General features: G+C 68.0%; 12 protein-coding genes. 7 read left to right on the top strand and 5 right to left on the bottom strand.

Annotation, left to right across the window (positions count from 1 at the left end):
- The 4 genes from BDIM_RS15615 to BDIM_RS15600 all read left to right on the top strand — a co-directional run.
- The coding region (locus BDIM_RS15615; RefSeq protein ID WP_040346425.1) for a PhoH family protein at positions 1-720 on the top strand (720 nt) is incomplete at its 5' end.
- Positions 720-1,190 (top strand): rRNA maturation RNase YbeY, encoded by a 471-nt coding sequence (gene ybeY, locus BDIM_RS15610; protein ID WP_003166533.1) that lies wholly within the window; start codon positions 720-722, stop codon positions 1,188-1,190. The genes BDIM_RS15615 and ybeY, both read left to right, overlap by 1 nt.
- A complete protein-coding gene (lnt, locus tag BDIM_RS15605; protein ID WP_081461926.1) occupies positions 1,187-2,776 on the top strand; it encodes an apolipoprotein N-acyltransferase in 1,590 nt (529 codons plus the stop codon). Before ybeY ends, lnt begins: the two co-directional genes overlap by 4 nt.
- A 101-nt stretch (positions 2,777-2,877) precedes the next feature.
- Positions 2,878-3,297 carry a helix-turn-helix domain-containing protein gene (locus BDIM_RS15600; RefSeq protein ID WP_040346424.1) on the top strand — a complete coding sequence of 140 codons (420 nt, stop codon included), beginning with the start codon at positions 2,878-2,880 and terminating at the stop codon, positions 3,295-3,297.
- Between the two features lie 77 nt (positions 3,298-3,374).
- On the opposite strand, the gene ahpD is transcribed toward BDIM_RS15600, so the two are convergent.
- Both ahpD and BDIM_RS15590 read right to left on the bottom strand, forming a co-directional pair.
- On the bottom strand, positions 3,375-3,908 hold the full coding sequence (gene ahpD, locus BDIM_RS15595; RefSeq protein WP_003166531.1) for an alkylhydroperoxidase, AhpD family: 534 nt from the start codon (positions 3,906-3,908) through the stop codon (positions 3,375-3,377).
- Between the two features lie 264 nt (positions 3,909-4,172).
- The gene (locus BDIM_RS15590) at positions 4,173-4,727 is read right to left on the bottom strand and encodes a peroxiredoxin (RefSeq protein WP_003166530.1); all 555 of its coding nucleotides are present in this window, start codon (positions 4,725-4,727) and stop codon (positions 4,173-4,175) included.
- A 228-nt stretch (positions 4,728-4,955) separates the two neighbouring features.
- Here BDIM_RS15590 and BDIM_RS15585 point away from each other — a divergent pair, with 228 nt between their 5' ends.
- On the top strand, positions 4,956-5,849 hold the full coding sequence (locus BDIM_RS15585) for a hydrogen peroxide-inducible genes activator (RefSeq protein WP_040346423.1): 894 nt from the start codon (positions 4,956-4,958) through the stop codon (positions 5,847-5,849).
- A gap of 6 nt (positions 5,850-5,855) precedes the next feature.
- Here the strand turns inward: BDIM_RS15585 and BDIM_RS15580 are convergent, their stop codons facing one another.
- From BDIM_RS15580 to acnA, 3 genes are all read right to left on the bottom strand, one after another.
- A complete protein-coding gene (locus BDIM_RS15580; protein ID WP_003166529.1) occupies positions 5,856-6,332 on the bottom strand; it encodes an RES family NAD+ phosphorylase in 477 nt (158 codons plus the stop codon).
- 7 nt (positions 6,333-6,339) lie between these two features.
- The gene (locus BDIM_RS16915) at positions 6,340-6,807 is read right to left on the bottom strand and encodes an antitoxin Xre/MbcA/ParS toxin-binding domain-containing protein (protein ID WP_165906558.1); all 468 of its coding nucleotides are present in this window, start codon (positions 6,805-6,807) and stop codon (positions 6,340-6,342) included.
- 164 nt (positions 6,808-6,971) lie between these two features.
- A complete protein-coding gene (gene acnA, locus BDIM_RS15570) occupies positions 6,972-9,677 on the bottom strand; it encodes an aconitate hydratase AcnA (protein ID WP_003166526.1) in 2,706 nt (901 codons plus the stop codon).
- Positions 9,678-9,863: 186 nt separating this feature from the next.
- Between acnA and ccmA the strand changes: the two genes are divergently transcribed.
- Positions 9,864-10,484 carry a heme ABC exporter ATP-binding protein CcmA gene (ccmA, locus tag BDIM_RS15565; RefSeq protein WP_003166525.1) on the top strand — a complete coding sequence of 207 codons (621 nt, stop codon included), beginning with the start codon at positions 9,864-9,866 and terminating at the stop codon, positions 10,482-10,484.
- Positions 10,481-10,925 (top strand): heme exporter protein CcmB (locus BDIM_RS15560; protein WP_040346422.1); only part of this gene is annotated, 445 nt, incomplete at its 3' end. The genes ccmA and BDIM_RS15560, both read left to right, overlap by 4 nt.

Raw genomic sequence — 10,925 nt, 5'->3', positions numbered from 1 at the left:
AGCGGGGGACGCAGCGTGCCCGAAGGCGCCGCCCTGCCCGTCGGCCGTCGCGGCGCCATCGCCCCCAAGACGGCGTCTCAGGCGCGCTATCTGGAGATGCTGGGCCGTTGCGAACTGACCTTCGGCGTCGGCCCGGCGGGCACGGGCAAGACCTTTTTGGCGGCGGCCTATGGCGCCTCCCTGCTGAAGCGGGGGCAGGTGGACCGGCTGGTCATCACCCGCCCGGCGGTCGAGGCGGGCGAGAAGCTGGGCTTCCTGCCGGGCGATCTGAACGAGAAGGTCGACCCCTATCTGGCGCCGATTTGGGAGTCGCTGAACGACATCCTGGGCGTCGACGACGTGCGCCGTCGCCGCGAGAAGGGCGAGATCGAAGCCGCTCCCATCGCCTTCATGCGCGGCCGCACGCTCAGCCACGCCTTCATCATCGTCGATGAGGCGCAGAACACCTCGCGCATGCAGATGAAGATGGTGCTGACCCGCCTGGGCGAGGGCGCGCGCATGGTGGTGACGGGCGACCCGTCGCAGGTCGACCTGCTGAACCCGCGCGATTCCGGCCTGGCCCACGCCCTGCGCATTCTGAAGGACGTGGAGGGCGTCGGCGTCCAACAGTTCAAGTCCGAGGACGTGGTGCGTCACGCCATGGTCGAGCGCATCGTGCGCGCCTATGATTCCGATGCGGCGCGCAGCCGCCCCTTCCCCGACCTTGAGGACGACGCCTGATGATCGAGGTCGAGATCGACAGCGAAGGCTGGACCGAGGCCCTGCCCGAGGCGGCGGCGGTCGCCGAGCGCGCGGCCGTGGCCGCCCTTGGGACCATCGAGGGCGATGTGGTGGTGCTGCTGGCCGATGACGCGGCGGTGCAGGATCTGAACAAGCGGTTCCGCGACAAGGACCGGCCGACGAACGTCCTGTCCTTCCCTGCTGCGGAAAGCGCCTTTCCGCATCTGGGCGATGTGGTGCTGGGCTACGCCTATTGCGCGGCTGAGGCTGAAACGCAGGGCAAGACCCTGTCGGATCATCTGAGCCATCTGGTCGTCCACGGGGTGCTGCACCTGCTGGGCCGCGATCATGAGGACGACGCCGAGGCCGAGGAGATGGAGGCCGAGGAGCGCGAGATCCTGGCCGAACTGGGCGTCGCCGATCCCTATGCCGCCGAGAATGGTGCGATCGAGCATGAGGGCGCCGCGTGAGCGGGGCGCTTGCCGCCCGGTTCGCGGGCCTTCTGAACAACCGCTGGGGTCGGATCGCTCTGGCGCTGCTGGCCGGGGCGGGCGCCGCCCTGGTCCATCCGCCGTTCGGTTTCCTGCCGGGGCTGCTCGGGTATCCGCTGCTGTTGCTGCTGGCGGATCGTTCAGGCGGGATGAAGGGCGGCTTCTGGGTCGGCTGGCTGGCGGGCTTCGCCTATTTCTTCATCGGCTGCTGGTGGGTGGCCGAGGCCTTCCTGGTCAATCCGGCCCAGGCGTGGATGGCGCCGTTTGCAGCCAGCCTGCTGCCGGCGGGCATGGGGCTGTTCTGGGGGCTGGCGACCATGGCCTATCGCCGCTTCAGTCCGGCAGGCGTGCGGCGCATCCTGCTGTTCGCGGCCCTGTTCGCCCTGCTGGAGTGGACGCGCGGCCATGTGTTGACGGGCTTTCCGTGGAACCCGGCGGGCGCCGGCTGGGCGGCCGGATCGGCCATGTCGCAGTTCGCCTCGATCGGCGGCGTCTATGGGCTGGGCCTGATCACGGTAGCGGCGGTCAGCGCCTTGGCGCCTCTGGCGGATGCGGGGCCGCGACGGCCGCGCCTGATCGCGGCGGGGCTGGGCGCGTTGACCCTGATCGGCTTGTTCGTTTTCGGCGCCGTGCGCCTGTCATCGGCGCAGGTGGTGCAGACGCCGACCTTGGTGCGCCTGGTCCAGGCCGACATCGCCCAGGACTACAAGTGGAGCCCCGAAGCCTATCACGCCATCCTGGATCGTTATCTGGAGTTGACCGCCCAGCCCGCCGCCGCCCTGCCCGACGTGGTGGTCTGGCCCGAGGGCGCCCTGCCGACCACGGCCAATGATCTGTTCGCCACCAATGACGCCTATGCCGTGGCCGCTGCGTTGCAGACAGGCCAGACGCTGCTGGCGGGCCTGAGCCGGGGCGAGCCGGATCCCAGCGCCGAGACCGGCGCCCGCTATTACAACAGCCTGTTCGCCCTGCATGACGAAGGGGCGATGGGCCTGCGCATCGGCCCGATCTACGACAAGCACAGGCTGGTGCCGTTCGGCGAATACCTGCCGATGGGCGCGTTGATGAGCAAGATCGGGGTGCGCAGCCTGGTCCACGTCCCCGCCGATTTCACGGCTGGACCGACGCCCGCGCCGATCAGCCTGGTCAACGCCCCGCCGGTGCAGCCGCTGATCTGCTACGAGGCCCTCTATCCCGGCTTTACGCCAGCGACGGCGGCGACGCGCCCGGCGTGGATCGTCAACGTCTCCAACGACGCCTGGTTCGGCAAGACGTCGGGTCCGCGCCAGCATCTGAACCTGGCTTCCTATCGCGCGCTGGAGACCGGTCTGCCGGTGGCGCGGGCGACGCCGACGGGCGTCTCGGCCATGATCGACCCCTGGGGACGGATCGTCGAGGGCAAGCGGCTGGACCCCGGTCAGGCGGGGATCATCGACGTGCGTCTGCCGCAGGCGGCGCCGCCGACGCTCTATGGCCGGTGGGGCGATATGGGGTTCGCCGTCTTGCTGATTATAATGCTGATCGCGGGGCGGGGCCGCGCCGGAATTGGGAGACCGGCGCGTTAACCATATCGTGAGGGGCGACTGCGCCCCTGAGACGCGAAAACGCATGACAGAGGCCGTGGGCGGCGGCATGTCGACAAGAAAAACAGGGAAGAGGGCAGGACATGGTCAGGGGTTCCGGGGCTGATGGTCCCCATCTGGTGGATCGGCATGTGGGACGGCGCGTCTGTGAGAAGCGCATCGCCCTGGGCTATAATCAGACCGATCTGGGCCAGGCGCTGGGGGTCACCTTCCAGCAGGTGCAGAAATACGAGAAGGGCGCCAATCGGATCTCGGCGTCCAAGCTGTGGGACATCGCCCGCTTCTTTCGCGTCGACATCGGCTATTTCTTCGAGGGGCTGACCGGCGCGGCCCAGCCGGGTATGGCCGAGGGCGAGGCGGAGCCCTTCGTGCACGACTTTCCCGCCACTCGTCAGACCATAGAGATCGGCCGCCTGGCGCCGCGCCTGTCGTCGCGCCAGCAGAAGCTGGTGGTCGATCTGATGCGCGAGCTGGTCGAAGACGACGCCGACAACGACGGCTGAAGGCGTCGCGAGCCAGCGGACAAAGAAAAAGGCGCGGAGCGATCCGCGCCTTTTCCTGTCTTGGAGCTCGCTTGAGATCAGGCGGTCAGCGCCGTCTCCGAGGCGACGATGCGGCTGGCGGCGTGGACCACGGCGCCGATGCGCAGAGCGGCCTGGATCTGGACGTTCGGCACGGCGTGTTTGCGCAGCTCGCCCTCGTGGGCGTCAAGGCAGGCGCCGCAGCCGTTGATGGCCGAGACGGCGGTCGACCATAGCTCGAAGTCCAGCTTGTCGACGCCCGGATTGGCGATGACGTTCATCCGCAGCTTGGCCGGCAGCGTCGTGTACTCCTGGTTCTTCATCAGGTGCAGCGAGCGGTAGTAGATGTTGTTCATGCCCATGATGGCGGCGGCGGCCTTGGCGGCGTTCATCGCTTCGGGCGACAGGACCGTCGCGGCCTGGGCCTCGATCAGCTTGACCACGGGGCCGACGCCGATGGCGTGCGCCGAGGCCAGGAAGCTGCCCCACTTCTGCTGGTCGTTCAGCACGGTCTCATTGGCGAGCGAGGACAGGTTCAGCGAGATGTCCTTGCCATAGGCCGGGATCAGGTCGCGCAGGGCGTCGATGGACATTTTCGTGTTCCTTTCAGGAAGCGACGCTTCAAAGAGCGGCTATCGTTCGCGACGCGGTCGCTTACTTCTTGAGCCGTCTTTTGGGGCCGTATTTCGTGATGGGCGCTCAAGTCGCGAGGCTCCGCGAGCCGAGCATAGCGCCCAAATAGAATCATCAGGCATGAAAAAGGCGGCGACAGTCGCCCGCCGCCGCCTCTTTCGAGGGGCGGCCCGGACCCTACTCACGCGGTCCGGGCCTGGTCGTTGCGACCCTTGGGCCAGTACCTACGCGGCCAGGGTGTCGCCGCCGACCGGACGGTTGCAGGCGCACAGCTCGTCGGTCTGAAGAGCATCGACCACGCGAAGCGTGTCTTCCGGCGAACGGCCCACGTTCAGGTTGGTGACGTAGACGTGCTGGATGACGTTGTGCGGGTCGACGACGAAGGTCGCGCGCAGGGCCACGCCTTCTTCTTCGTCCAGCACGCCCAGGGCGCGAGCCAGCTTGCCGCCGTTGTCGGCGAACTGCCAGATCGGCAGCTTGTTCAGGTCGGCGTGGTCACGGCGCCAGGCCAGCTTGGTGAACTCATTGTCGGTCGAACCGCCCAGGACCACGGTGTCGCGGTCCGCGAAGTCCTTGCCCAGCTTGGCGAAGGCGGCGATTTCGGTCGGGCAGACGAAGGTGAAGTCCTTCGGGTAGAAGAAGATGACCTTCCACTTGCCTTCGAAGCTGTCCTGCGTGACGGCTTCAAACGCCGAGACGCCGTTTTCCTCGTGGCTGTTGAAGCCCGGCTTGACGCCGATAATTTTGAAATCAGGCAGTTTTTGACCGACGCCGAGCATCGCGCTTCTCCTAGATGCAGAAAAATGGACCGCCGGATCGCGGGGAGTGCGAACCGTCGAAGCCATGAAATGGCCCCTGGCGCAGCTTAAGTCAAATCGATCATTTTGCTCGATGGAATAGATTTATATTATGATCGAGGCGGAAGGTGATATAAGGCCGCTCGATTGGTTCAGGTCTGACGATAGATGTGCCCTATGTCAGCTCTGACCGCATAGCCGTGTGAATCCATGTCCGTCCTGCCTACCCTGCGTCAGCTGCAGTACCTGAAGCTCCTGGCCGAGCACGGCTCGTTCAGCCGCGCCGCCGAGGCCGCCCATGTCAGCCAGCCCGCCCTGTCGTCGGGGGTGCAGGAGCTGGAGCGGGTGCTGGGCGCGGCGGTGGTGGAACGCACGCGCGGCGCGGTGATCCTGACGGCCGTGGGCGCCGAAGCGGTGCGCCGGGCCGAAGACGTGCTGGCTCGCGCCGAGGATCTGGTCGAGGCGGCCCAGAATGCGGGCAAGCCGCTGTCGGGCCGGTTTCGTCTGGGCGTCATTCCGACGGTCGCGCCCTTCCTGCTGCCGCGCGCCCTGCCGGGGCTGAAGACCCTTTATCCGGGCCTTCGCCTGTTCCTGCGCGAAGATCTGACGCCGCGTCTGATCGCCGGACTCAAGGCGGGCCATCTGGACGCGGCCGTCATCGCCCTGCCCTATGAGGCCTCCGGCATCGACCACGCCCGCATCGGCGACGACGAGATCATGGCCGCGGCCCCGGTGGATCATCCGCTGGCGGGCGCGGGGCCGATTCCCGACGGCATGTTGAAGGCGGAAGATCTGATCCTGCTGGAGGACGGCCATTGCCTGCGCGATCAGGCGCTGGCGGCCGTCAATATCGAGGCGCCGCGCGGCGAGGACGTCTTCGCGGCCACATCCTTGCACACGCTGGTGCAGATGGTGTCCTCGGGGTTGGGGGTCAGCTTCCTGCCGCAGATGGCGGTTCAGGCGGGGCTGGCCGACAATCCGGGCGTGGTGATCCGCCCGATCTCGGCGGAGGCTCCGCGTCGCGAGATCGTCGTCGCCTGGCGTGCCGGGTCCAGCCGCGCCGCCGAGGCGCGACTGCTGGCCGAGGCGCTGAAGCTGGAATGAGCCGCGTCAGCCGAACAGGCGGCTGTCCCACCAGACCGGCGTCTCCAGCCCCGGCTTGATGCGGGCGAAGTCGGGATGGGCGGTGTTGAAGACGAAGTTGCGCTCCATCCGCGCCACGACCGAGGGCGTGATCAGCAGGGCCGAGCGGCCTTCCGCATGCCAGGCGCGGCCGAAGGCGCGCGCCGCCGCCCCGCCCGGCTCGGCCCAGCCGGGGAGCAGATCCGGATTGACCACTTCATAGGAGACGCCCGCCGGGATGTGGATCTCCACATGGTGCTGGCCCAACGGCAGTTCGCCGCCGAAATGGACCAGCTTCTCCAGCATGGCGGTGGAATAGTGCTCGGCGGCGTAGATCACCCTCTGGCCCGCCTCGTGCCAGCGGCCGGAAGCCCGGCGCGAGCCGCCGTCGCTCCAGATGGGATACTCGCCGCGCGGGTCGCCGATGCGGAATCCCTTGAGCGCGTCGTCCAGCCGACGGTGCATGCCGGACCTAGACCGCGAAGCCGGCGTCGGCGCGGCGCACCAGATTGATCACCGCCTCGGCTCCCGCCGAGCTGGACTGGGCCATGGCCAGAGGGGTGCGGCCGTTCAGCAGCTGATGCGGGCGGTTCAGGAAGCGGACGACGGCGGCGCTGTCGCCGCGATAGGCGCGGCCCACGGCGTCGACCACGCGGCCGACCTCGTACAGGCGCTCGCTCATCTCACGCGACAGGGGCTTGCGGCTGGTGCGGGCGCGCCGCAGCGTCGCCTCGGGAATGATCTGGCCGACCACGCGCGGCATGCCGATCACCTGGCCCAGGGCGGCGGCGGCGGCGGGCTTCAGCCCCTGCGACACCCGCTCGGCCAGGGCCACGTCGTCCATCGTCTCATTGTCGTTCAGGCCTAGCAGCTTGCCGATCCGCGCGGCGTCGCTGGCGGGCAGGGTCTCGGGCGAGGCGTAGAGGTCGAGGGCGGTCATGGCGGCGGCTTTCGTCATATGGCGATAATATGGGCGTCAAACGGCGATGCGGCAAGGGCTTCGTTTCCCTACTCATCTCGGCCTCCAAGAAAAAAGGCCGGCGGATCGCTCCGCCGGCCTTCATTCTGGTGGGTCTAACGCGCTTTCGCGCTGCTTGAGACCTCTTACTTCTCGTCGCCGCGCGCCAGGTTGCGCAGGACGTAGGGCATGACGCCGCCGGCCTTGAAGTAGTCCAGCTCGGTCTGGTTATCGATGCGGCAGCGGACCGGGAAGCGGGCCATCTTGCCGTCCGACGGACGGAACAGCTCGACCCACAGATCCTGGCGGGGCTTCAGCTTGCCGACGTTGGCGTCGGTCAGGCCGCGGATGGTGACGATCTCCTCGCCCGTCAGGCCCAGCTTCTGCCAGCCGTCTTCCTTGAACTGCAGCGGGACGACGCCCATGCCGACCAGGTTCGAGCGGTGGATGCGCTCATAGCTCTCGGCGATGACGGCGCGGACGCCCAGCAGGCGGGTGCCCTTGGCCGCCCAGTCGCGCGACGAGCCGGTGCCGTATTCCTTGCCGGCGAAGACGACCAGCGGGCGGCCTTCCGACTGGTAGCGCATGGCCGCGTCGTAGATCGACATCGTCTCTTCCGAGGGGAAGTGCTTGGTGACGCCGCCCTCGATGTCCGGGGTGATCTTGTTGCGGATGCGGATGTTGGCGAAGGTGCCGCGCATCATGACTTCGTGGTTGCCGCGGCGGGCGCCGTAGCTGTTGAAGTCCAGGGCGTCGACGCCGTGGTTGGTCAGGTACTGACCGGCGGGCGAAGCCTTCTTGATCGAACCGGCCGGCGAGATGTGGTCGGTGGTGATCGAGTCGCCGAAGATGCCCAGCACGCGCGCCTCGACGATGTCCGTGACCGGAGCGGGCTCCATGGTCAGGCCCTCGAAGTAGGGCGGGTTCTGGACGTAGGTCGAGGTGTCTTCCCACTCATAGGTCTGACCGCCGGTGACGGCGATCGCCTGCCAGTGCTCGTCGCCCTTGAAGACGTCGGCGTAGCGCTTGGCGAACATCTTGGGCGTGACCGACTTCTTCTGGATGGCGGCGATCTCTTCCGAGGTCGGCCACACGTCCTTCAGGAAGACGTCATTGCCCTTCTTGTCCTTGCCGATCGGCTCCTTGGTGATGTCGATGCGCATCGAACCGGCCAGGGCGTAGGCCACCACCAGCGGCGGCGAGGCCAGGTAGTTGGCCTGGACGTCCGGGTTCACCCGGCCTTCGAAGTTGCGGTTGCCCGACAGGACCGAGGTGGCGACCAGGGCGTTGTCGTTGATGGCCTTGGACACGGCCGGATCCAGCGGACCCGAGTTGCCGATGCAGGTGGTGCAGCCGTAGCCGACCAGGTTGAAGCCCAGGGCGTCCAGATCCTTCTGCAGACCGGCGTCGGTCAGATAGTCGGTGACGACCTGCGAGCCGGGGGCCAGCGAGGTCTTGACCCAGGGCTTGGGCTTCAGGCCGAGGGCGTTGGCCTTGCGCGCCACCAGACCGGCGGCGATCAGCACGCTAGGGTTGGAGGTGTTGGTGCACGAGGTGATGGCGGCGATCACCACATCGCCGTCGCCGATGTCGAAGCTCTCGCCTTCCACGGCGGCGCGCGGGGCGTCGGCCGGGCGGGCGAAGACGCCGGTCAGGGCTTCTTCGAACGACGGGGCGGCGACGGTCAGCTCAACCCGGTCCTGCGGGCGCTTGGGACCGGCCAGCGACGGCACGACCGTCGAGATGTCCAGCTCCAGAACGTCGGTGAAGATCGGGTCTTCCGAGGTCTCGTCGATCCACAGGCCTTGCGCCTTGGCGTAGGCTTCGACCAGGGCGACGCGCGCCTTCTCGCGGCCGGTGGCCGTCAGATAGTCGATGGTGGCCTGCGAGACGGGGAAGAAGCCGCAGGTGGCGCCGTATTCCGGGGCCATGTTGGCGATGGTGGCCTGGTCCTCGATGGTCATGCCGGCGATGGCGGGACCGAAGAATTCCACGAACTTGCCGACCACGCCCTTCTTGCGCAGCATCTGGGTGACGGTCAGCACCAGGTCGGTGGCCGTCGCGCCTTCCGGCAGCTTGCCGGTCAGCCTGAAGCCGATGACTTCGGGGATCAGCATCGGGATCGGCTGGCCCAGCATGGCGGCCTCGGCCTCGATGCCGCCGACGCCCCAGCCCAGGACGGCCAGGCCGTTGATCATGGTGGTGTGGCTGTCGGTGCCGACCACGGTGTCCGGATAGGCGACAGTCTTCTTGCCTTCCTCGGCGGTCCAGACGGTCTGGGCCAGGTTTTCGAGGTTCACCTGGTGGCAGATGCCGGTGCCGGGCGGCACGACGCGGAAGTTGTTGAAGGCCGACGAGCCCCAGCGCAGGAAGTTGTAACGCTCGATGTTGCGCTCATACTCACGCTCGACGTTCTGGCTGAAGGCCTGGGCGTTGCCGAAGTGGTCGACCATGACCGAGTGGTCGATGACCAGATCGACGGGGACCAGCGGGTTGATCTTCTTGGCGTCGGCGCCGAGCTTGTCCATGGCGTCGCGCATGGCGGCCAGGTCGACGACGGCCGGAACGCCGGTGAAGTCCTGCATCAGCACGCGGGCCGGACGGAAGGCGATTTCGTGCTCGACGGCGCCCTTGTTCTCGATCCAGGCGGCGACGGCCTTCAGGTCGTCTTCGGTGACGGAGACGCCGTCTTCGTTACGCAGCAGGTTCTCCAGCAGCACCTTCATCGAGCGCGGCAGGCGGGAAATCCCGGCCAGACCGGCTTCCTCGGCGGCGGGAAGGCTGTAATAGGCGTATTTCTTGCGCCCGACCGCGAGGTCTTGGCGGGTCTTGAGGCTGTCAATCGACGGCATGGAGAGTAGTCCTCTGACAAACGCCGCCCGACAATTCGGTTGCGCCTTCGCGCGCTGGACGTCGGGGCGCACAGGTCCCCGGCGCGCGCGGCGAAAGCCTGCTGCGGCGCTAGCGCATATAGTCCCGCGCGCGAGGGCCGTCCATGTACCCACACCCTCGACGTGGACATTGATAGAGACTCGCAAGTGCTGATCCGTCTCGACATTCAGGGCTTGAGCCTGTCTCGCGGCGAACGTCGGCTGTTCAGCGACCTGTCCTTCGCCCTGTCGGCGGGCGAGGCGGCGGCCCTGACCGGAGCGAATGGCGCGGGCAAGACCAGCCTGCTGCGCGCCGTGGCGGGCTTTATCCGGCCCGATGCAGGCACGGTCGTTTTTCATGATGCGGACGGCGAGATCGAGGCCGAGACGGCGCGGCGCGCAGCGCTTCACCTGCTGGGCCATCACGAGGGTCTGAAGCCCCAGCGCACGGCGCGGCAGGAGCTGGGCTTTCAGGTCGAATGGCTGGGCGGTTCGGCCGCCGCCATGGACGCGGCCGTCGAGCGGCTGAAGCTGACGCCCCTGCTGGATCTGGAGACGCGCAAGCTGTCGGCGGGGCAGAGGCGGCGGCTGTCGCTGGCGCGCCTGGTCGCCGCCCCGCGCGCCCTGTGGCTGTTGGACGAACCGCTGGCCCCGCTGGACGAGGCGTGGCGGGGCGTCGCCGCCGAACTGATGGCTGAACATCTGGCGGGCGGGGGCATGATCCTGGCCGCCGTGCACGACCCCCTGCCCGTTCCATCGCGATCACTCAGTCTTGGAGACGCGCGATGAAGGTCGTCCGCGCCCTGTTCGCGCGTGAACTGTCGCTGGCCTGGGGCGGCGGCGGTGGGCCGTTGCTGGCCTGCGGCTTCCTGCTGTGCCTGACGGCCATCCTGCCGCTGGCGGCGGGCGGCGATCCGCGCATCCTGGCTCCGGCGGCGTCAGGAGCCAGCTGGATGGCCCTGGCGCTGGCCTCCCTGCTGTCGCTGGAGCGGATGTTCGAGCGCGATCTGGAGGACGGGGCGCTGGATCTGCTGGCGACCGGGCCGCTGCCGCTGGAGGCCCTGGTGGCGATCAAGGCGCTGGCGCAATGGCTGGCGACCGGCTTGCCGCTGGCGCTGACCGCTCCGGTCGCGGCCCTGGCCCTGGGCCAGCCGCCGGAACGGATCGTGCTGACTGGCGCCTCGGCGGCGCTGGGCGGTCTGGGGTTCGCTTTCACCGGGGCGCTGGGCG

The sequence above is a fragment of the Brevundimonas diminuta ATCC 11568 genome, assembly GCF_000204035.1.
Classification (GTDB): domain Bacteria; phylum Pseudomonadota; class Alphaproteobacteria; order Caulobacterales; family Caulobacteraceae; genus Brevundimonas; species Brevundimonas diminuta.
Note: the sequence above shows the minus strand (reverse complement) of the source record. Positions and strands in the feature narration are given on the sequence as shown.